The sequence below is a fragment of the Allobosea sp. GW821-FHT03A12 genome (assembly GCF_058986765.1).
This window is the reverse complement of sequence record NZ_JBYSVZ010000004.1, coordinates 794,065-813,449: the sequence shown is the minus strand read 5'-3', so window position 1 is coordinate 813,449 and position 19,385 is coordinate 794,065. Positions and strand designations below refer to the sequence as shown.

At 67.6% G+C, this 19,385-nt stretch carries 19 protein-coding genes; 12 read left to right on the top strand and 7 right to left on the bottom strand.

Annotation, left to right across the window (positions count from 1 at the left end):
- Nucleotides 1-4 precede the first annotated feature (4 nt).
- Nucleotides 5-532: a gluconokinase gene (locus AC3WLC_RS18095; RefSeq protein WP_493685283.1), complete on the top strand. Its 528-nt coding sequence runs from the start codon at nucleotides 5-7 to the stop codon at nucleotides 530-532.
- Nucleotides 533-548: 16 nt separating this feature from the next.
- On the opposite strand, the gene AC3WLC_RS18090 is transcribed toward AC3WLC_RS18095, so the two are convergent.
- Nucleotides 549-1,208, bottom strand: a complete 660-nt coding sequence (locus tag AC3WLC_RS18090) for a Fe2+-dependent dioxygenase (protein ID WP_493685282.1) — start codon at nucleotides 1,206-1,208, stop codon at nucleotides 549-551.
- Nucleotides 1,209-1,431: 223 nt separating this feature from the next.
- Between AC3WLC_RS18090 and AC3WLC_RS18085 the strand changes: the two genes are divergently transcribed.
- From AC3WLC_RS18085 to AC3WLC_RS18075, 3 genes are all read left to right on the top strand, one after another.
- A complete protein-coding gene (locus AC3WLC_RS18085) occupies nucleotides 1,432-2,301 on the top strand; it encodes a 4-helix bundle domain-containing protein (protein ID WP_493685281.1) in 870 nt (289 codons plus the stop codon).
- An 11-nt stretch (nucleotides 2,302-2,312) separates the two neighbouring features.
- Nucleotides 2,313-3,668 (top strand): cytochrome c peroxidase, encoded by a 1,356-nt coding sequence (locus AC3WLC_RS18080; RefSeq protein ID WP_493685280.1) that lies wholly within the window; start codon nucleotides 2,313-2,315, stop codon nucleotides 3,666-3,668.
- A 120-nt stretch (nucleotides 3,669-3,788) separates the two neighbouring features.
- A complete protein-coding gene (locus AC3WLC_RS18075) occupies nucleotides 3,789-5,318 on the top strand; it encodes a UxaA family hydrolase (protein WP_493685279.1) in 1,530 nt (509 codons plus the stop codon).
- Between the two features lie 36 nt (nucleotides 5,319-5,354).
- Here the strand turns inward: AC3WLC_RS18075 and AC3WLC_RS18070 are convergent, their stop codons facing one another.
- Nucleotides 5,355-5,966 carry a TetR/AcrR family transcriptional regulator gene (locus tag AC3WLC_RS18070; protein ID WP_493685278.1) on the bottom strand — a complete coding sequence of 204 codons (612 nt, stop codon included), beginning with the start codon at nucleotides 5,964-5,966 and terminating at the stop codon, nucleotides 5,355-5,357.
- 150 nt (nucleotides 5,967-6,116) lie between these two features.
- Here AC3WLC_RS18070 and AC3WLC_RS18065 point away from each other — a divergent pair, with 150 nt between their 5' ends.
- Nucleotides 6,117-6,878 (top strand): SDR family NAD(P)-dependent oxidoreductase, encoded by a 762-nt coding sequence (locus AC3WLC_RS18065; protein ID WP_493685277.1) that lies wholly within the window; start codon nucleotides 6,117-6,119, stop codon nucleotides 6,876-6,878.
- A gap of 33 nt (nucleotides 6,879-6,911) precedes the next feature.
- Here AC3WLC_RS18065 and AC3WLC_RS18060 read toward each other — a convergent pair whose 3' ends face one another.
- Together AC3WLC_RS18060 and AC3WLC_RS18055 are read right to left on the bottom strand one after the other, a co-directional pair.
- Nucleotides 6,912-7,886, bottom strand: coding sequence for a VOC family protein (locus AC3WLC_RS18060; RefSeq protein ID WP_493685276.1), 975 nt, complete (start codon nucleotides 7,884-7,886; stop codon nucleotides 6,912-6,914).
- Nucleotides 7,887-8,010: 124 nt separating this feature from the next.
- On the bottom strand, nucleotides 8,011-8,520 hold the full coding sequence (locus AC3WLC_RS18055) for a MarR family winged helix-turn-helix transcriptional regulator (RefSeq protein WP_493685275.1): 510 nt from the start codon (nucleotides 8,518-8,520) through the stop codon (nucleotides 8,011-8,013).
- 87 nt (nucleotides 8,521-8,607) lie between these two features.
- Here AC3WLC_RS18055 and AC3WLC_RS18050 point away from each other — a divergent pair, with 87 nt between their 5' ends.
- Entirely contained in the window at nucleotides 8,608-9,546 is a 939-nt protein-coding gene (locus AC3WLC_RS18050; RefSeq protein WP_493685274.1) for an alpha/beta fold hydrolase, read from the top strand.
- Between the two features lie 47 nt (nucleotides 9,547-9,593).
- Nucleotides 9,594-10,796, top strand: a complete 1,203-nt coding sequence (locus AC3WLC_RS18045; RefSeq protein WP_493685273.1) for an ABC transporter substrate-binding protein — start codon at nucleotides 9,594-9,596, stop codon at nucleotides 10,794-10,796.
- 164 nt (nucleotides 10,797-10,960) lie between these two features.
- Here the strand turns inward: AC3WLC_RS18045 and AC3WLC_RS18040 are convergent, their stop codons facing one another.
- Nucleotides 10,961-12,145, bottom strand: a complete 1,185-nt coding sequence (locus AC3WLC_RS18040) for an aminotransferase (protein WP_493685272.1) — start codon at nucleotides 12,143-12,145, stop codon at nucleotides 10,961-10,963.
- A 110-nt stretch (nucleotides 12,146-12,255) separates the two neighbouring features.
- Here AC3WLC_RS18040 and AC3WLC_RS18035 point away from each other — a divergent pair, with 110 nt between their 5' ends.
- On the top strand, nucleotides 12,256-13,011 hold the full coding sequence (locus AC3WLC_RS18035) for an SIR2 family NAD-dependent protein deacylase (RefSeq protein ID WP_493685271.1): 756 nt from the start codon (nucleotides 12,256-12,258) through the stop codon (nucleotides 13,009-13,011).
- Here the strand turns inward: AC3WLC_RS18035 and AC3WLC_RS18030 are convergent, their stop codons facing one another.
- Together AC3WLC_RS18030 and AC3WLC_RS18025 are read right to left on the bottom strand one after the other, a co-directional pair.
- Entirely contained in the window at nucleotides 13,012-13,644 is a 633-nt protein-coding gene (locus AC3WLC_RS18030) for a LysE family translocator (RefSeq protein WP_493685270.1), read from the bottom strand. It abuts the gene before it with no gap.
- Between the two features lie 11 nt (nucleotides 13,645-13,655).
- Nucleotides 13,656-14,774, bottom strand: coding sequence for a mandelate racemase/muconate lactonizing enzyme family protein (locus tag AC3WLC_RS18025; protein WP_493685269.1), 1,119 nt, complete (start codon nucleotides 14,772-14,774; stop codon nucleotides 13,656-13,658).
- 192 nt (nucleotides 14,775-14,966) lie between these two features.
- On the opposite strand from AC3WLC_RS18025, the gene AC3WLC_RS18020 reads away from it, so the two are divergent.
- The 4 genes from AC3WLC_RS18020 to AC3WLC_RS18005 all read left to right on the top strand — a co-directional run bounded on the left by AC3WLC_RS18020 (nucleotide 14,967) and on the right by AC3WLC_RS18005 (nucleotide 19,364).
- Nucleotides 14,967-15,578, top strand: coding sequence for a cold-shock protein (locus AC3WLC_RS18020; protein WP_493685268.1), 612 nt, complete (start codon nucleotides 14,967-14,969; stop codon nucleotides 15,576-15,578).
- 217 nt (nucleotides 15,579-15,795) lie between these two features.
- The gene (locus AC3WLC_RS18015; RefSeq protein WP_493685267.1) at nucleotides 15,796-16,473 is read left to right on the top strand and encodes an HPP family protein; all 678 of its coding nucleotides are present in this window, start codon (nucleotides 15,796-15,798) and stop codon (nucleotides 16,471-16,473) included.
- A 95-nt stretch (nucleotides 16,474-16,568) separates the two neighbouring features.
- Nucleotides 16,569-17,615, top strand: a complete 1,047-nt coding sequence (locus AC3WLC_RS18010; RefSeq protein WP_493685266.1) for an HD-GYP domain-containing protein — start codon at nucleotides 16,569-16,571, stop codon at nucleotides 17,613-17,615.
- Between the two features lie 159 nt (nucleotides 17,616-17,774).
- Nucleotides 17,775-19,364 (top strand): ABC-F family ATP-binding cassette domain-containing protein, encoded by a 1,590-nt coding sequence (locus tag AC3WLC_RS18005; RefSeq protein ID WP_493685265.1) that lies wholly within the window; start codon nucleotides 17,775-17,777, stop codon nucleotides 19,362-19,364.
- The last annotated feature ends 21 nt before the right edge of the window (nucleotides 19,365-19,385 follow it).

Genomic DNA, 19,385 nt, shown 5'->3' with positions numbered 1-19,385 from the left:
GCGGATGGTTTTCGCCAAGGACGCCGGCGCGCCGGCGGTGATCGTCGTGATGGGCGTGGCGAGTTCGGGCAAGACCTCGCTTGGCGAACGGCTGGCCGAGCGCCTCGGCTGGCCCTTCCGCGATGCCGACTCGTTCCATCCCCCCGCGAACGTCGCGAAGATGTCTTCAGGCACTCCGCTGACCGACGAGGACCGCAAGCCCTGGCTGGCGGCGATCGCGGCCTGGATCGACGAACTGCGCAGTAGCGGCGGCAACGGCATCGTCACCTGCTCGGCGCTGAAGAAGGCCTATCGCGAGGTGATCGTGGGGGATCGGCCCGATGTCGCGCTGGTCTATCTCAGGGGCTCGCGCGAGCTGATTGGCCAGCGCATGGCGGCGCGCCAACACCATTTCATGCCGCCGGCCCTGCTCGACAGCCAGTTCGCGACGCTGGAGGAGCCGGGCGCGGACGAGAACCCGCTCGTCGTCCAGGTCGAGGCGAGCAAGGAGGCGATCGTCGAGCAGGTCGTGCGGGAGCTGCGGCTCGGCTGAGCCGGCTGCCGGGACCTCAATCCTCCGCCCACATCCGGATCAGGTTGGCGAGCGATTTCGACAAGAGGTCGAACTCGGCGGTCTTGCCGTCGCGCGTGAACAAGGCCCGCCGGGCCCGGTCGAGATCGAACAGGATCTCGCGCTGGCCGCCATCGCGGATGAAGCTGCGGGCCCAGCCGACGGCGGCGAGACGCTCGCCCGCCGTCACCGGCGCGACATGGTGGAGGCTCGTCGAGGGATAGGCGATCAGCGAGCCGGCAGGCAGCTTGATCCGCTCATCGCCGGAGGTGCCTTCGATCACCAGTTCGCCGCCCTCATAGCTCTCGGGCGTGGCGAGGAAGAGGGTGAAGGAGACGTCGGTGCGCAGGCCGCCCATCAGGGCATCGTCGACGTGGCTGCCATAGGCGTGGCCGGGCTCGTAGCGGCTGAACAGCAGCGGCGTCAGCGCCTTCGGCCGAACGGCGGCGGCGAAGACCTCGTTGGCGAGGATGCGCTCGGCGAGCTTTTGCCTGAGCGCTTCGCTGCGCGTACCGGGGGCGGCCTGCCGGTTGTTCTTGACCAGCTTCGCGTTCCAGCCGGCGGTGCTGCGCCCATCCTCGAAGCGGATCGCGGCGAGTTCGGTGCGGGCCTCGTCGACTTCGGCAGGGCTGAGGACGTTGCCGATCGGCAGGATCATGACGGGACCTTCCTGGGAGGGCGGTCATCATGCGGCGACGGCGCGGGCGCTGTCCACCGCGAGCACCTTCGGAGTTCGGCCTAAGTCTCTTTAGAATAACTATAATCAAGCTTTCGGCCGAGCCTCTTTCCTTGACTGCCCGAGCATTCGGGCTCATGCCGCTGCTATGACTTGGAGGCTCTTGGCGGGCCAAGTCCAACCGACCCGACGACAGGAGGCCGTGATGAAGACCACCAGCAAACTCTGGCTCGGCCTCGGTACTGTGATCGCCGCCGGCACCGGCCTGGCAGGCGCCGATCTCAGCCAGGTCGCGGCGGCTCCCGGCCTGCGCCACGCCGATGGCATCCAGCTCGCGCAGCATGCGGCCGGTAGCCATGGCGCGCCGGCGACGCCCGCCAAGGGGCAGGGTGGCGAAGGCGGAGAGGGCGGCGAAGGCGGCAAGGCCGATGGGCTCGCTCCGAACCTGAAGTTTGCCCGCTCCATCGCTCTGATCCGCGGCCATCTGCTGGTCGGCGACGAATTGGTGCGCCAGGGTCGCTTCGGCGAGGCGCTGCCGCATTTCCTGCACCCGGCCGAAGAGATCTACGGCGGCATCAAGGGTGACCTCGCCACTTACAAGGTTCGGCCCTTCGAGGCGGCGCTGAAGGCGCTGGTGCAGACGGTCAAGGCCAAGAAAAAAGAGGCCTATGACGGCGCGCTCAAGCAGGTGCAGGAGCGGCTCGCCGAGGCCGATGTCGGCCTGCGGGCGGCCGAACAGAACTGGCCGCGCTTCTCGGTCGAGACCGCGCTGGAGACGCTGAAGGTCGCGGCCGACGAATACGGCAATGCGATCGAGAAAGGCCGTATCGCCAAGGCGGTCGAGTACCAGGACTCGCGCGGCTTCGTCTGGCATGCCGACGCGATGATCGAGGCTGTGGCAAGCGATCTCCAGGCCAAGGATGCCGAGGCGCTCAAGGAAATCCGCGGCGCGCTCGCGAACCTCAAGAAGGCCTGGCCGGCGGCCGTCGCGCCGAAGAAGCCGGTCAAGGACGCCAGCGACGTCCTCTCCGACATCGCCCGCGTCGAGCTGCAGGCCGGGAACTTCCTGCGCTGAGGCGAAAAGCCTTGGCCGCCGTCACCCCGATCGAGACGAAGCCAGCGCCATCGCTGCCCAAGGCGTTCCTCGCCGGAATGCTGGCGGCGGCGATCGTGCTGACCGGTGGCTCGCAGGCGCAGGAACAGGCGCCAGGAGCGGGTGAGGCCGCCCTGGCGGGCTTCCGAGCGCTCTACCGCCGTCTGGATGGCGTGCCGTTTCCCGAGGCCAACCCGCCGACGTCGGCCAAGCTCGCGCTCGGCAAGAAGCTGTTCTCCGATCCTGCTTTGTCGGTGAACGGCGCGGTTGCCTGCACGAGCTGCCATGATCCGGCGCTCGGTTTCACGGATGGCGTGCCGATCGGCCGCGGCGTCGCGAAGAAGCTGCTTGTGCGGCACACCCCGCATCTGTGGAATCTCGCCTGGGGCGCCGCCTTTTTCTGGGACGGAAGGGCGCGCACGCTCGAGCAGCAGGTGCGCGGGCCGATCGAGGACCGACTCGAAATGGGCGAGAGCCTGCCTCGTCTCGCCGGCAAGCTCGGGCGTGACCGCTCCTATCGCAAGGCTTTCGCCGAAGCGTTTCCGGAGCATCCGCAGATCGGGCCGGACCAGATCGCTGCGGCGCTCGCTACTCATGTGCGCAGCCTGGTCTCGCCGAAAACGCGTTTCGACGCCTGGGCGGAGGGGGACGAGACCGCGCTAAATGCCGAGGAGAAGGCCGGTTTCGGGCTCTTCAATGGTCGGGCCGGGTGCAGCAACTGCCATTCCGGCTGGGCCTTCACCGACCGGGCCTTCCACGATATCGGCTTAGCCAGCAATGACCTAGGACGCGGCAAGGTCATCGGCCTGCCGGCCGCCGACCATGCCTTCCAGACGCCGTCGCTGCGCGAGCTCGCCTGGACTGCCCCCTATATGCATGACGGTTCGCTGGCGACCCTCGATGCGGTGCTCGACCATTACGACCATGGCGTCATCCAGCGCCCCAGCCTGTCGCCTGATCTGAAGCGGGTGACCCTGACGCAGCCCGAGCGGGCGGCGCTGCTCGCTTTCCTGGCGACGCTGTCTAGCGAGAATCCACCGGTGCCGGCGCCTCTGGTCGCGGCCGGGCCGGCCGCTCCTCCGGCGGCGCGCGAAGGCACGGTGATCTCGCAGAAGGACAAGCTGTTCCAGCCCTCTGCGGTGCGGGTGCATGCCGGGCAGAGCCTGACGATCGTCAACGACGATGTCCGCACCCATAATGTCCGCCTCGATACCGGGCCGCGGCCGTTCAATTCCGGCGCGCAGGAGCCCGGCCAGTCGGTGACGCTGCCTTTTGCGCGGCCGGGGCGCTACGAACTCTATTGCGGCATCCATCCGGCGATGCGGCTCGACGTCTCGGTCGAGCGCTAGCCGCTTTGCGCGCCCGGCGCCGGCCGCAACTCAGCTGCTAGTTTCAACCGATTGAAAAAAGGCCGCAATCAGAGCATTGCTTAGGGGAGGCGGGGGAGCCGCCGGTCCCAAGGTATCATCATGCTCGACAAAGTCGTTCCGCCGCGCACGCTCAAGCTCAATGCCGCCGACAATGTCGCGGTCGCCGTCGATCCGATCGATGTGGGGGTGAGCGCTGCCGGGGTCACCGCGCTGAAGCGGATTCCGCGCGGCCACAAGATCGCGCTGACCGGGATCGCCAAGGACGAGCCGATCCGCAAGTTCGGCCAGATCATCGGCTTCGCCACGCTCGACATCCCGCCGGGCGAATGGGTGCACGAGCACAATACCGGCTTCCACGCCTTCGAACGCGACTATGCCTATGCCGCCGAGGCCAAGCAGGAACTGATCCTGCCGGTCGAGCAGCAGGCGACCTTCCAGGGTTTCCGCCGCAAGGACGGGCGCGCCGGCACGCGCAATTATGTCGGCATCCTGACCTCGGTGAACTGCTCAGCCTCGGCCGCGCGCTTCATGGCCGAGGAGGTCAAGCGCTCGGGCATCCTCGCCGATTATCCCAATGTCGACGGTGTGATCGCGCTGACGCACGGCACCGGCTGCGGCATCGACTACAATGGCGAGAGCTTCGAGGTGCTGAAGCGCACCACCTGGGGCTATGCCTGCAACCCGAACATGGCGGCGGTGCTGGTCGTCGGCCTCGGCTGCGAGGGCTTCCAGATCAAGCGGATGAAGGAAGCCTATGGCGTCGAGGAGAGCGACATCTTCCGCACCATGACGATCCAGGAGACCGGCGGCACGAAGAAGTCGGTTGCCGCCGGCGTCGAGGCGCTGAAGACGATGCTGCCGATCGCCAACCGGGTGTCGCGCGAGACGGTGCCGGCTTCCGAACTGATGCTGGCGCTGCAGTGTGGCGGCTCGGATGGCTATTCCGGCATCACCGCCAATCCGGCGCTGGGCGCTGCCGTCGACATCTTGGTCGAGCATGGCGGCACCGCGATCCTCTCGGAGACGCCGGAGATCTATGGCGCCGAGCACCTGCTCACCCGCCGCGCCGCCACCCGCGAGGTCGGCGAGAAGCTCGTCGGCATCATCAAGTGGTGGGAGGACTACACCGAGCGCGCCCGGATGAGCATGAACAACAACCCCTCGCCGGGTAACAAGGCGGGCGGCTTGACCACCATCCTGGAGAAGTCGCTCGGCGCGGCCGCCAAGGGCGGCACCAAGACGCTCTCGGCGGTCTACCACTATGCCGAGCCGGTGCGCGACAAGGGCTTCGTCTACATGGACACGCCCGGCTACGACCCCGTCGCGGCGACCGGCCAGGTCGCTGGCGGTGCCAACATCCTCGCCTTCACCACCGGCCGCGGCTCGGCCTATGGCTGCAAGCCGACGCCCTCGGTCAAGCTCGCCACCAACACGCCGATCTACGAGAAGATGATCGACGACATGGACATCAATTGCGGCGACGTGCTCGACGGCGTGACACTCGAAGAGAAGGGCCGCGAGATCTTCGAGACGCTGCTGAAGATTGCCTCCGGCGAGCGCTCCAAATCCGAGCAGCTGGGTTATGGCGACGCCGAGTTCGTGCCCTGGCAGATCGGCGCGACGATGTGAGGCGAGGGCGGCAGCGAGGTGCTTTGCAGCCTCGCTCTAGCCTGACGCCTTGGAGGGGGCCGAGCCGCCGGTCGGCCATGTCGACAGCGCCTGCTCGGCGACCGCCCGCAGTACATCGCGGCTGAAGCCAGCCTTGGCCTGCACCGCCATGCCGTGAACCACGGCCAGGACGAAGGCCGCGAGCGTGTCGGGCCTCGCTGTCGCCGGCAGGTCGCCCTCGGCCTTCGCCCGCTCGAAGCGCTCGCGAAGCTGCGCCTCGCCGGCCGCGCGCGCTTCGATCAACACCTGCCGCACCGGCTCAGCCTCGTCCGACCCGGCCAGGACACCCTGGATGCCAAGGCATCCAGTATGGTCGGGGTAGCGCGTATTGACGTCGATGGCGCCGTACATGATGCCTGCGGCGACCTCGCGTGCCGTCGGCAGCAGCAGCGCCTTCGGGAAATGGTCGAGATAGCGCTCGTAATAGCGGTTCAAGGCCAGGCCGAAGAGCGCTTCCTTGTTGCCGAAGGCCGAATACAGGGCGGGCCGCTCGACGCCGATCGCCTGCGTCAGGTCGGCATAGGACGCCCCTTCGTAGCCCTTGCGCCAGAAGACGCAGAGCGCCGCGTCGAGCGCCTTCTCGACGTCGAACTCGCGATGGCGCCCCATCAGAGTGATCCCTTTTTCATAACGACCGTTATTAAACCGCTTGACGGCTCTTGTCCATATTTCATACTAATCGTTATAGTAACGATCGTTATGAAAACGAAACTGCCGCTCGCCAACGTCTGACGCGGCACACCTATGGAGAGATTTCCCATGTCGAAGACATTGCAGGGCAAGGTGGCCCTCGTGACCGGCGGCTCGCGCGGACTCGGCGCCGTCATGGCCGAGGCGCTGGCCGAGCAGGGCGCGGACGTCGCGATCAGCTATGTCGCCTCGGCGCAGAAGGCGCAGGCCGTGGTCGAAAGGCTGAAGGCGAAGGGAGTCCGTGCGCTGGCGATCCAAAGCGACCAGGCCGAGATGGCGGCGGCCAAACCACTCGTCGACAAGGTCATTGCGCATTTCGGCAAGCTCGACATCCTCGTCAACAACGCGGCGGTCGTCGTGACCGGCCAGGTGGTCGATGATCCCGCGCTCGATGCGGCCAGGCTCGACCGGCTCTGGCAGATCAACGTCATGGGCGCGGTGGCGACGACGCGCGCGGCGGCGCCGGTGCTGAGCGATGGCGGTCGCATCATCTTCATCGGCTCGCTCAACGGCTCGCATGCCATCTTCCCCGGCGTCGCCGACTATGCCGGCAGCAAGGCGGCCCTCAACGGCTATGCGAGGGGCGTGGCGCGCGATCTCGGCAAGCGCAACATTACCGCCAATGTCGTCCAGCCCGGCGCCATGCCGACCGACATGATGGTCGAAGCCCTGGGCAGCACCGATGCGCCCGATGCCTTCCTCGACACGCACCCGATCCGCCGTCTCGCGAGGCTGGAGGAGGTGGCGTCGGTCGTCGTTTTCCTCGCTGGTCCTAACGCCGGCTACATGACTGGCGGCACGATCGATGTCGCCGGCGGCCTTGGCGTCTGAGGGACTGAGCGGGCCAACGTGCCAAATTATGGCTCAGGCGCCGACAAGTCTGAGCCGCGTCCCCCAAGGATCGGTGCTCTCGAAGCCGCGTGCCACGGTGGTCGGCGCATAGCCGGCTTTCGCCATGCGCTCGCGCTGCGTCGCCAGCAGAGCGGGATCGGCGACTTCCAGCGAGAACCAGTCGAGGCCGGTTTGCGCTCTGTCCCGCCGCCCAGCACCGGCGCTGTTCCAGGTGTTGAGCGCGACATGGTGATGATAGCGGCCTGAGGAGAGGAAGCTCGCCGTGTCGCGGCGCGAGGTCAAATCGAGGCCGATCGCGTCGCGGTAGAAGCCCTCGGATTGCGCGATGTCGCCGACACGCAGATGCATGTGGCCGATGCGCAGCCCGGTGGGGGCCTCGCGATAGTCGCTGTGGCTGGTGTCCGTCAGGGCGAGGATGCCGTCGACGTCGAGCCGGTGCGTGCCCATGACGACGCGCTCGCCCTCCCAGCGCCAAAGCCGCGGGTCGCGGTCGGTATAGACCTCGATGCCGTTGCCCTCGGGATCGTCGAGATAGACGGCCTCGCTGACGCTGTGGTCGGCGAAACCGGTGAGCGGCGTCTGGTTGCGCGCGACATGGACGAGCCAGCGGGCGAGATCGTGCCGCGACGGCATCAGGAAGGCGGTGTGGAACAGGCCAGCCGCGTTGCGCGGCTCGTACCCGGCCTGCGGCCGCGGCTCCATCCAGACCAGCGGCACGCCACCGGCGCCGAGGATAACGCCATCGGCGCTGGCCGAGATCACGCCGAGGCCGAGCACGGATTGGTAATAGCGGCTCATCCGGTCGAGATCGCGCACGCGCAGGCCGATCGCGCCGCAGCGGATCGGCGTGCTGAGGGCAAAGCCCGGTGCCAAGCCCGTGCCGGCTGCTACCGGTCCCTCCGCCAGCGCCGCCGCGGCGGCGGCCATGGCGAGCGAGGTGGTGCCGGCGAGCCGCAGCAGGGTTCGCCTCGTCAATGCGATCGTCATCGTCGTTCGGTCCGGTCGCGGCTCATCGCCGCTGCGGCCGTGCAGAGCATTCTTCGCGGCGGCATGCATGTCACAAGCGCGCGAGGGGCAAAGCCCGCTCGCTGTGGCCCAATGCAGCTGCGGTTCACAACTCCGAGGCAAAACCCCATTGCGGGACATGGGCGGCGAGCTTATCGAGCAGCCGCCCGAGCTGGGCGCGCTCGTCGCCTGACAGGCAACCGAGCATCGCCGCCTCCCTGGCCTTGAGCGCCGGGATATAGCGCTCGTAGAGGGCGCGGCCGTCCGGCGTCAGGAAGAGGAGCTGGCGGCGGCTGTCGGCCTTGTCGGGCTCGCGCCGGATCAGCTTCTTCTTCTCGAGCAGGATCACCGCGCGGCTGACGCTCGCCTTGAGATGGCCGGAGAACTCGCAGAACTCGCTGGCGCTCGCGCCGTCGCGCACGGTCAGGAAGATCAGGATGACGATCTCCGGCCGGGTCAGCCCGAACTCCATCTCGATCGCCCGGAAGGACGGCTCGCGATAGAAGTTCAGGATGTAGCCGATCTTGTAGGCGGTCGGGATCGCGGTGCCGTCGAGGATGACGCGCCGTTGCTCGGCGTCGATCTCGCCCGCATCAGGTTGCGGAATTAGTCTCATATTAGACTTTTTTGTTGCGCGCGCCATGAGCCGGTCCTAGCATCCCGGATAAGGAATGGCACGGTTTTGCCGTGCCGGGAGGAGACGATGGACCAGGCTGGTGCCACAAGGCGGCAGGCGCTTTCGCGCGCGCCGGAGCGGCAATGCTTCTATTCGGGCACCGAGGCCCATCCGATCTATGTCGACCAGTTCGGGACGGCAGGGGCGGGCCGTATGCCGATCGTTCTCGTCCATGGCGGCGGCCATACCGGCGCCTGCTATCTGACCACGCCGGATGGCCGGCCTGGCTGGGCGTCTGTCTTCGCCGCTTCCGGCCGCGCGGTCTTCGTGCCGGATTGGCCGGGCCATGGCCGCTCGCCGATGCGGCCGGATTTCGCGACACTGTCGAGCGTCGAGATCGCGACCAGCCTGCAGCGCCTGCTGGAAGAGATCGGCCCGGCAGTGCTCTTGGTGCATTCGGCGAGCGGGCCGATGGCCTGGTGGATCGCCGAGCAGAGCCCCAAGGCAGTCGCAGCGATCGTCGGAATCGCGCCGGGGGGGCCGGCGAACCTGCTTCCCGTGCTACCCGACGATGCCGAGGCGGTGGCCAAGCTCAAGGACGATGAGAGCCTGGGCTGCCCGGTCCGGGTCGAGGAAGACAAGCCGCTCTTCATCCCACCCGAGTTCATGCGGGCCTATTGGGCCAATTCCGAGCGCTTCCCGAAAGAGGCCTTCGAGGCCTATCGCCGCTCGATCGTGCCCGAGAGCGCGCGGCTGATGAACGAGCGCTTCAATATCGGCGGCAAGGGCCTGCGCATCGCCGATCCGGCGAACCTTTCCAAGCTGCCGATCCTGATCGTCACCGGCGACAGCGACCCGCGCCATCCGCGCGCGGTCGACGAGGCGACGGCGCAATACCTCGGTGCCGAGTTCGCCTGGCTGCCGGAATGCGGCATCGCCGGCAACGGCCATATGCCGATGTGCGAGGACAACAGCGACGAGATCGCGGCCCTGATCGTCGCCTGGCTGGAGGCAAAGGGTCTTTGAAGCTCGAACCGGCGGCACTGCCGGACGATAGCTCGGGAGGAAGTTTCATGCGGTCGCTTCTCGCAGGCGGGGCCCTTATGGCGCTTGCCAGCCTGCCGGCGCTGGCCCAGGTCAGCGACGATGTCGTCAAGATCGGCGTGCTCACCGATATGGCCGGCGTCACCGCCGACATCGGCGGCAAGGGCTCGGTGATCGCAGCCGAGCTCGCGGTGAAGGAGTTCGGTGCGACCGTGCTTGGCAAGCCGATCCAGATCGTCGCCGCCGACCACCAGCACAAGGCCGATCTCGGCACCTCGATCGCCCGGCAATGGTTCGACATCGACAAGGTCGACGCCGTCGTCGACATCCCCAATTCCGCGGTGGCGCTGGCGCTGCAGTCGCTCGCCCGCGAGAAGAAGCGGATCGTGATGTATTCCGGCGCCGGCTCCACGGCGCTGACCAATGAGCAGTGCTCGCCCTATGGCTTCCACTGGACCTACGACACCTATGGCGTAGCGCGCGGCACCGCCTCGGCCGTGGTCAAGGCCGGCGGCACCTCCTGGTTCATGCTGGCCTCCGACTACGCCTTCGGCCACCAGCTGCAGAAGGATGCGACCGATGTGGTCGAAGCCAATGGCGGCAAGGTCGTTGGCGCGGTGCGCCACCCCCTGAACAATGCCGATTTCTCCTCCTTCCTGCTGCGGGCGCAATCGTCCGGCGCCAAGGTGATCGGCATCGCCAATGCCGGCAACGACACGGTCAACGCGATCAAGCAGGCCGGCGAGTTCGGGCTGGCCGAGCAGGGCCAGAACCTCGCGGCGCTGATCTTCTTCCTGCAGGACGTGCACAGCCTCGGCCTCAAGGCGACGCAGGGCACCTACCTGACCACCGCCTCCTATTGGGATCTCGACGAGCCCTCGCGCGCCTGGTCGAAGCAGTTCCTGGAGAAGGCCGGGATGATGCCGTCCATGCTGCATGCCGGCGTCTACGGCTCGGTGCTGCATTACCTCAAGGCGATCAAGCAGGCCGGCACCGACGATCCAGACAAGGTGGCGGCCGCGATGCGCGCCATGCCGATCAACGACGCCTTCACAAAGGATGCGACGATCCGGGCCGACGGGCGGGTGCTACGCGAGATGTATCTCGCCCGCGTCAAGAAGCCGGCGGATTCGAAGGGGCCGTGGGACTATTTCGAGATCGTGCGCAAGATCGCGCCGGAGGAGACGGTCTGGCCGCTGAGCGAGAGCAAATGCCCGGCGGCGAAGGGTTGAAGGGCCGCTCTACCTATTCACAGCCCTCATCCTGAGGAGCGCCCGTAGGGCGCGTCTCGAAGGATGTTCCAGTCCCCCCGGAGCCTCCTGAAGTATCCTTCGAGACACCATTCCCAACGGAATGGCTCCTCAGGATGAGGGCTCAGGGGGAGAAAGCTGAGAAGCTAGAGCGCAAAGCCCTTCAGCCGCTCGCCCAGCGCCGCGATGCGCTCGGCCGCGACATTGGCGATGGCGATGCGTAAATGCTGTTCCTGGCCGGGGCCGAAATAGGGGCCGGGCAAAGCGAGCACGCCGCGCTCCTGCACCAGCCGGCGGACGACTTCCGCGGCCGGCACGCCCTCGAACGGGTGGGCGACATAGGCGAAATAAGCGCCGGCGGCGAGCACGGTCCAGCCGTTCAGCGGCGCGATCGCCTGGCGGAAGAGCGCGGCGCGGGAGTTCATCTCGGCGCGGTTGGCTTGCCGCCAAGACCGAATGCCGTCGATGCCCCAGGCGACGGCGCTCTGGCCGGCTCGGACCGGGCTGATCTGGACGCAGTCGAGCACCTTGCCGATCTGGGCCAGCGCCGCTTCGCCGGCGGTGATGGCGCCGAGGCGCCAGCCGGGCACGGCATAGGCCTTCGAGAAGCTGTAGAGGCCGATCAGCGAATCCTGCCAGTCGCTTGCGGAAAAGAGCTCATGCGGGCGGTCGGCGCCCTCGGGCAGGAAGTCGCGATAGGTCTCGTCGAGGACCAGCCAGATCTTTCGCTTGCGGCAGAGTTCGGCGAAGGCGGCGATGGTGGCGGGCGGATAGACAGCGCCGGTCGGGTTGTTCGGCGTCACCAGCACGATGGCGCGGGTGCGCTCATCGATCAGCGCCTCGGCGGTTGCGGCATCCGGCACGAAGCCGGCTTGCGGATCGCAAGGCAGCGGGCGCGGCTCGACGCCTAGCATGTTCAGCGTCATCTCGTGGTTGAAGTACCAAGGCGCCGGCAGCAGCACATTGTCGCCGGCGCCGGCCAGCGCCATAGCCACGGTGACGAAGGCCTGGTTGCAGCCGGCGGTGATCGCGACCTCCTGCGGCCGGATCGTGCCGCCATAGAAGGCGCTGCTTTCGGCGGCATAGGCCTCGCGCAAAACATCGTCGCCGGTGATCGGCCCGTAGCGCGTGCTCTCGGGTAGCGCCGCCACCTCGGCGAGGCGCTCGAGCAAAGCGTTAGGGGGCGGCGAGCCCGGCACTGCCTGCGACAGGTCGATCAGCGGGCCATTGCCACCGGCATAGCCGCGGGCCCAGGCCTTGGCCTCGGGGATCGGCGGCGTCGCGGTGTCGATGAGATCGGGATTGAGCGGGGCGGAAGAGGACGCAGGCATGGCTGAGCTTTGCGGCGCGTTTCTCGCGGCGTCAACGGCCTCGCCAGCAGGGCTGGAGCGCAGCGCTCGTCCACCCCATATTCGAACCGGAACAAGGTGAGGCTGACGGCATGGACGACGAGACACAGGACGCGATCGAGGAACTGCACGCCATGCTCGACCGCGCCGGGGTGATCGTGCCGTTCACCGGGGCGGGCATCTCGACCGAATCGGGCGTGCCGGATTTCCGCTCGCCCGGCTCGCCGTGGATGCAGAACAAGCCGATCCCATTCGAGGCCTTCCTCGCCAGCCGCGAGGCGCGGATCGAGGCCTGGCGGCGCAAATTCGCGATGGACGACCATTATCGTGATGCCAGGCCCAATCGCGGCCACCGGGCGTTGGCGACTTTGGTGGCGGAAGGGCGTTCGCCCGGGGTGATCACCCAGAACATCGACGGCCTGCACCAGGCTTCCGGCATCGCCGAGGACGGCGTGATCGAGCTGCACGGCAACGGCACCTATGCGACATGCCTGACCTGCGGCTGGCGGCATGAGCTCGCGGCGATCCGGGTGGAGTTCGAGGCGAGCGGCGAGCCGGCCACCTGCATGATCTGCGCCGGCATCGTGAAGACCGCGACGATCTCCTTCGGCCAGCAGATGCCGCAGCAGCCGATGCTGCGGGCGCATGAACTGACGATGTCGGCCGATCTCTATCTCGTCGCCGGCTCTTCGCTCGTGGTCTTCCCGGCCGCGACCTTCCCAGTGATCGCCAAGCGCAACGGCGCCAAGCTCGTCATCCTCAACCGCGAGCCGACCGATCTCGATGCGATCGCCGATCTCGTCGTGCGCAGCGAGATCGGCCCGGTGCTGGCGCGACTGGCGAACTGATCAATCGCGTGAGGCGAGGGCGAGACGCAGCGCCAGCCCGCCGAAGACGGCGCCGAGGATGCGCTGCGGCCAGACCGCCAGATGCGGGCGGCTGGCGATGGCGCGGCCGAGGCGGCTCGCCGTCAGGATGACGACGCCGTTCGCGATCAGCCCCATGAGGTTGAGGATCGACGCCAGCACCACGACCTGCAGCAGCAGCGAGCCGGCCTCCGGTTTCAGGAACTGCGGCAGCAGCGCCAGCATGAACAGCGCCATCTTCGGATTGAGCAGATTGGTCAGCAGGCCCTGCAGGAAGATCTGGCGCAGCGGGAAGCGTGCAGCGTCGGCCGTCGGAGCGAAGAGCGTTGCGGGCGAGCGCAAGGTCTTCCAGGCGAGATAAACCAGATAGGCGGCGCCGGCCCAGCGCAGCGCGTCATAGGCGGTGGGCACGAGCAGGAAGAGCTGCGACAAGCCGTAGGCGGCGGCGAGTGCCTGGAGATAGCTGCCGGTTGCGATGCCGGCATAGGTCATGAAACCGGCGGCGCGGCCCTGGCTCATGCTGCGCGAGGCGGTCAGCAGCATGTCGGGGCCGGGCGTCGCGGTCAGCACGGCGCAGGCGGCGGTGAACAGAGCGAGCGTGGTGACGTCGAGCATGGCGGTGTCCTTCAGGCCAGCGGCTTGGCGAAGCGGGCGAAGGCGTCCTTCGTCGGCGTGGTGCCGGCGCCGGGCTGCTGCGGGCGCAGGAAGCAGCCATCGGCGACATTGGCGGGCTCGACGAAGGCGTCCTTGATCCAGGGGATGTATTCGAGCACCGGCGTCGCCGGGTGCCAGTAGGCGAGGTGGACATGGACCTGGCTCATCTCGCCGGCATGGGGCGCGACCGGCAGGCGATGGGCCAGCGCCAGCTCCGCCACCTGGATGTATTCGGTGATGCCGCCGAGGCGGGTGACGTCGGGCTGGACATAGTGGATCGCGCCGGCCTGGACGAAGGCGCGGAAGGCGTCGAGCGTATAGAGCTGCTCGCCGAGTGCGACCGGGATGGAGGTTGAACGGGCGAGCTCTGCATGCGAGCCGATGTCGTCGTACCAGAGCGGCTCCTCGAACCAGAACAGGTCGAGCGCCTCGGCGCGGGCGCAGAAGCGCTTGCAGGTCGGCAGGTCCCATTTGCCGTTGCCGTCGACCGCGATGGTGACATGGTCGCCGACGGCGCGGCGCACCGCCTCCAGGCGGCCGATATCGGTGATCGGATCGGCATGGCCAACCTTGAGCTTGATGCGGTGGAAGCCGTCGCGCTCGACCGCCATGCGCGCGCCCTCGACCAGCTCGTCCTTTGGGATCGAGAGCCAGCCGATATCGGTGTTGTAGGCTTCGAGCTTCGTCTTGCTGGCGCCGCCGAGCAGATGCCAGAGCGGCACGCCCACCTTTTTCGCCTTGAGATCCCAGAGCGCGACGTCGACGGCCGCCAGCGCCAGCTGGGTGATGCCGGCGCGGCCGACCCATTGCAAGGCGGGGTGGCGGGCGAGCTTGAGCCAGAGCCGCGAATGCTCGGAGGCATCCTCGCCGACGAGCAGCGGCGCGTAGCAGTCGCGCATGCAGGACGTGATCAGCCGGTCGGAAGCAAGGTCGGCATGGGTGCCGGTGAAGCCATAGCCGGTGAGGCCGTCCTCGCTGACGATCTTCGTGCCGACCACGCCCCAATGGCTGATCCGGTGGGTCGAGTCGGCGATCGAGCCGCCGGTGACCGGGATGTGGAGGATGAAGGGCTCGATGCGGGCGATGCGCATGTCGGTCTCCGAGTGCTGTCGGCGGGATCATCGACCTGATGCGCGGGGGCGACAAGGCGCAGCTTTCATCGGTCTCTCCCGCACTTTGCGCATGCTGATCATGTGGATGAGCCGGATGCGGCTGTTTCCCGACTCCGCCGGGGTGCTATCGTCACGTCACGAATCACGTTTCGCGGCGGAGATGAGCGGGACATGTCCGACGAATACGGCGACGGAGGCAGGCCACCGGTCGGCCCGCTGCAATCGCTCAACCGGATCGTGCGTCTGGACGGGCCTGAGGCGATCAGTGAGCAGGTGGTCGAGATCATCGGCCACGTCAAATGGTTCGATGTGAGCAAGGGCTACGGCTTCGTCGTGCCGCAGGATGGCGGCAGCGATGTCCTCGTCCACGTCACCACCCTGAAGCGCGACGGCTTCCACGCCATCGCCGAGGGCGCGCGCATCGTGCTTGAGGCGGTCGCCAAGGCGCGCGGTCGCCAGGCCACCCGGGTGCTCTCGATCGATACCTCCGCGGCGCGCCATCCGGCCGAGATGCCGATGCCGCGCACCAACGCGACGGTGACGCCGACCAGCGGGCTCGAGCGCATGGTGGTGAAGTGGTTCAACCGGCTGCGCGGCTTCGGCTTCGTCTCGGCCGGCGAGGGCGCTCCGGACATCTTCGTCCATATGGAGACGCTGCGCCGCTACGGCATCGTCGAGCTGATTCCGGGGCAGGTCGTGCTGGTGCGCTATGGGCCGGGGCCGAAGGGGCTGATGGCGGCCGAGGTTCGGCTGGAGCAGGGCGGGACCCCCGTCTCCCACTGAGAAGAACGATCTCCGAAAGGGCGCCTCCGGGCGCCTTTTTTATTGTGCGCCGGGTGCTTGCGGAGAATGGTTCAATTAATTCACGGATACTGGTGTGGATTTACTGCTTTGCCGTTGAATTGTGCGTAATGCCCATGATAGAGGCAGCTCGTGATTGATATTGGAGCGCGGCTCGCTTGGCTGGATGGCCGGTGGGACGGGTTCCGGAGAGCCTGCCGTGAAGCTGTTCCACCCGATCCTCGCTGGTGCGACGCTGGCCGAGCGCGCTGTCGCCTGTGCCGGTGTCTTCGCAGCGATCGCGCTCACGGCGGCGGCCGGTTTCGTGTTTCCGACCCAGTCGCCGCTGGTGGTAGCGCCGATCGGCGCCTCGGCCGTGCTGGTCTTCGTCGTGCCGGCGAGCCCGTTGGCGCAGCCCTGGCCGGTGATCGGCGGCAATGTCATTTCGGCCATGGTCGGGCTCGCGGTCGGTTGGGCGGTGCCGGATCTGACCACCGCTGCGGCGCTCGCCGTCGCGCTCGCGATCGCGATCATGTCGTTGACGCGCTCGCTGCACCCGCCGGGCGGCGCGGTCGCGCTCACGGTGGTGCTCGGCGGCCCCGCCGTGATGAAATGGGGACTGCTGTTTCCCTTCGTGCCGATCGGCCTGTGCTCGCTGACGCTGGTTGCGCTCGGCGTCGCCTTCCATGGGCTGACCTGGCGCAGCTATCCGCATCGGCCGCCGGTGGCCGGCAATGCCGCCCCGCAGGCCGCGGCGCCGGCGATGTTCAGCGCCCCCGATATCGACGAGGCGCTGGCGCAGATGGGCGAATCCTTCGACATCGCGCGCGAGGATCTCGACCGGCTGCTGCAATATGCCGAGGCGAGCGCGTTGCGGCGGCAAGCCCGGAGTTCGTGACTTCCGCCGTTCCTGAACGGAAACGGCGAATTTGAGCGAATCGATTTCACCTGACCTCAATGGACCTTCGGCTAGGCTGACCTCGTTATGAGGACATGCCGATTGCCGTGCTGCTGATCACCGACCGTCCGGAGCAGAGCGTAAAGCTCGAGCGGCTGCTGTCGCTGTGGGGGCCGTGCGACGTCGTCGACCTGAGTCGCCCGATGCGTGGCGGCCAGGCGCCGAAGCGGCTGCTCGTCAGCGATGTCGATCTGTCAAATCGCAGTGCGGTAGAGGCTGTCCGCACACAGATCGCGGATAGTCGGCGCAAGGGAACGCCCTGCCTCTGCTTGCTGCGCGATCAGTCCCCGCGCCTGACGATCCAGGCGAACGCGATCGGCGCGAGCGCGATCCTGTCCGCCGACCTGCCGACCAAGGCACTGCTCGACGAGATCGGCCGGATTCTCGCCCCGCAAGGTGTGGCGCCGATGCAGCGCCGGTTCGTGGCTGCTTCGGCGGGGATGGCCGACATGCTCTCGGCCGCCGCCGAAGGCAAAGCTCTGCCGGTCGCCGCGATAGAGGGCAGCGTCGAGGCGATCAACCGCGCAGCTGACGACCGCGATCTCGACGCCTGGCTCGACCTGGTCTGGAGCCATGACGACGCGACCTATCAGCACTGCCTGCTGGTCGCGGGCCTTGCCGCCGCCTTCGCCCATGCGCTCGGCTTCCCCGAACGAGCGCGCAAGCTCGTCACCAGCGCCGCCGTCCTGCACGACATCGGCAAGGCGCGCGTGCCGCTCGCGATCCTGCACAAATCCGGCAAGCTGACGGCGGAGGAGGTCGTGATCGTGCGCGAGCATCCGCAGATCGGCTATGAGATGCTGCTGCGGCAGGGCGCCTTCGCACGCGAGGTCGTCGAGGCCACGCGCAGTCATCACGAATATCTCGACGGCACGGGCTATCCGCAGGGGCTGAAGGCGCACGAGATCCCGGACGTCGTCCGGATGATCACGATCTGCGACATCTATGCCGCGTTGATCGAGCGGCGCTCCTACAAGGCGCCGATGGCGCCTCAGGAAGCCTATGCCGTGCTGGTCGGCATGGGTGCCAAGCTCGACGCCGACCTGCTGCGCGCCTTCGGGCCGGTGGTGCTGCCGGGCTGAGGGGATCGAAGCCGTCAAGGCATCGGCCGGCCCGTCGACTTGAATATGCCACATCCCCGGTATACCCGGATGCTCCCACGCCGGACAGGATGAACGCAGACATGGATTTCCACCCGACCGCAACGCCGCTTCGCCTTGCCGCCGGGGACTTCCGTATCCATGCCTGCTTCGATCACCCTGTCCAAATTGAGCTGGTCCACGCCTGACGGGCGCAACCTCTTCTCCGATATCGATCTATCCTTCGGGCCGGAGCGCACCGGTCTCGTCGGCCGCAACGGCGTCGGCAAGACCACGCTGTTCAAGCTGATCGCGGGCGAAGTGCCGCCCGCGTCAGGGAGCGTCGCAACGAGCGGCAAGCTTGCGGTCCTGACCCAGTCGTCAACACAGGTCTCCGCCGAGACCGTGGCCGATCTGTTCGGCGCTACACCGGCCTTGGCCGTGCTGGAGCGGGCTGAGCGCGGAGATGCGACGGCCAGCGAGATCGCCGAGGCCGATTGGACCCTGGAGGCGCGTCTCGCTACGGCGCTTGCTCGCTTCCGGCTGGACATGCCGGCGGCGACGCCTCTCGCCTCGCTGTCGGGCGGGCAGCGGACGCGGGTGGGCCTGGCCGCACTTCTCTTCGCCGAGCCCGATTTCCTGCTCCTCGACGAGCCGACCAATAATCTCGACGGCGACGGCCGCGATGCCGTGATCGACATGCTCGCGGGCTGGCGCGCCGGGGCGATCGTGATCAGCCATGACCGAGACCTGCTCGAAACCATGGATGCCATCGTGGAGCTCAGCACGCTCGGCGCGGCGCGTTATGGCGGCAACTGGTCCCATTACCGGGAGCAGAAGGCGCTCGGCCTGGCTGCCGCCCGGCAAGATCTGGCGACGGCCGAGCAGCGTCTCGCCGATGTGACGCGCGGCAGTCAGGCCGCGACCGAGCGCCAGGCCCGCAGGGACGGGGTGGGCAAGCGCAAGCGCGCCAAGGGCGACATGCCGCGCATCCTGATGGGGATGATGAAGAATCGCAGCGAGAACAGCGGCGGCAAGGCCGCGCTTCTGGCCGAGCGGCAACAGACGCAGGCGCAGGCGGCGATCGCAGCGGCACGCAGCCGCATCGAGATCCTTCAGCCGCTTTCGGTCGCGGTTCCCGCGTCCGGGCTCGCAGTCGGCAGGACGGTGGTGCGGGTCGAAGGCCTGCATGGCGGGCATGCGCCCGGCCGTCCGATCATCCGGGATCTGTCGTTCGCGATGACCGGGCCCGAGCGTGTCGCGGTGACCGGCCCGAACGGCTCGGGCAAGACGACGCTGCTTCGGCTGCTGACTGGCGAGCTCGCGCCATCGGCAGGGGAGGTCCGGCTCGATGTGGATTGGGCCTTGCTCGACCAGAGCGTCGGCATCCTCGAGGCGTCAGCCTCGATCAGGGACAATTTCCGGCGTCTCAATCCCGGCAGCGACGAGAACGCCTGCCGGGCCGCGCTCGCCCGCTTCAAGTTCCGGGCCGACGCTGCGTTGCAGGAGGTCGCGACGCTGAGCGGTGGCGAACTGATGCGTGCGGGCCTGGCCTGCGTGCTTGGTGGGAGCAATCCGCCGAGCCTGCTGATTTTGGACGAGCCGACGAACCATCTCGACATCGACTCGATCGAAATCATCGAGGCCGGCTTGCGCGCCTATGACGGAGCGCTGCTCGTCGTCAGCCACGATAGACGCTTTCTGGAGGAGATCGCGATATCGCGCCTGATAGAGCTGGCACCGGAGGATTGATCGGGGCCGGCGCGACTAAAC

Excerpts from the sequence above, each read along its gene's own strand:
- AC3WLC_RS18095 (WP_493685283.1), top strand. The coding sequence starts at position 5 with ATGGTTTTCGCCAAGGACGCCGGCGCGCCGGCGGTGATCGTCGTGATG.
- AC3WLC_RS18090 (WP_493685282.1), bottom strand. The coding sequence starts at position 1,208 with ATGATCCTGCCGATCGGCAACGTCCTCAGCCCTGCCGAAGTCGACGAG.
- AC3WLC_RS18085 (WP_493685281.1), top strand. The coding sequence starts at position 1,432 with ATGAAGACCACCAGCAAACTCTGGCTCGGCCTCGGTACTGTGATCGCC.
- AC3WLC_RS18075 (WP_493685279.1), top strand. The coding sequence starts at position 3,789 with ATGCTCGACAAAGTCGTTCCGCCGCGCACGCTCAAGCTCAATGCCGCC.
- AC3WLC_RS18070 (WP_493685278.1), bottom strand. The coding sequence starts at position 5,966 with ATGGGGCGCCATCGCGAGTTCGACGTCGAGAAGGCGCTCGACGCGGCG.
- AC3WLC_RS18065 (WP_493685277.1), top strand. The coding sequence starts at position 6,117 with ATGTCGAAGACATTGCAGGGCAAGGTGGCCCTCGTGACCGGCGGCTCG.
- AC3WLC_RS18060 (WP_493685276.1), bottom strand. The coding sequence starts at position 7,886 with ATGACGATCGCATTGACGAGGCGAACCCTGCTGCGGCTCGCCGGCACC.
- AC3WLC_RS18055 (WP_493685275.1), bottom strand. The coding sequence starts at position 8,520 with ATGAGACTAATTCCGCAACCTGATGCGGGCGAGATCGACGCCGAGCAA.
- AC3WLC_RS18050 (WP_493685274.1), top strand. The coding sequence starts at position 8,608 with ATGGACCAGGCTGGTGCCACAAGGCGGCAGGCGCTTTCGCGCGCGCCG.
- AC3WLC_RS18045 (WP_493685273.1), top strand. The coding sequence starts at position 9,594 with ATGCGGTCGCTTCTCGCAGGCGGGGCCCTTATGGCGCTTGCCAGCCTG.
- AC3WLC_RS18040 (WP_493685272.1), bottom strand. The coding sequence starts at position 12,145 with ATGCCTGCGTCCTCTTCCGCCCCGCTCAATCCCGATCTCATCGACACC.
- AC3WLC_RS18035 (WP_493685271.1), top strand. The coding sequence starts at position 12,256 with ATGGACGACGAGACACAGGACGCGATCGAGGAACTGCACGCCATGCTC.
- AC3WLC_RS18030 (WP_493685270.1), bottom strand. The coding sequence starts at position 13,644 with ATGCTCGACGTCACCACGCTCGCTCTGTTCACCGCCGCCTGCGCCGTG.
- AC3WLC_RS18025 (WP_493685269.1), bottom strand. The coding sequence starts at position 14,774 with ATGCGCATCGCCCGCATCGAGCCCTTCATCCTCCACATCCCGGTCACC.
- AC3WLC_RS18020 (WP_493685268.1), top strand. The coding sequence starts at position 14,967 with ATGTCCGACGAATACGGCGACGGAGGCAGGCCACCGGTCGGCCCGCTG.
- AC3WLC_RS18010 (WP_493685266.1), top strand. The coding sequence starts at position 16,569 with ATGCCGATTGCCGTGCTGCTGATCACCGACCGTCCGGAGCAGAGCGTA.
- AC3WLC_RS18005 (WP_493685265.1), top strand. The coding sequence starts at position 17,775 with ATGCCTGCTTCGATCACCCTGTCCAAATTGAGCTGGTCCACGCCTGAC.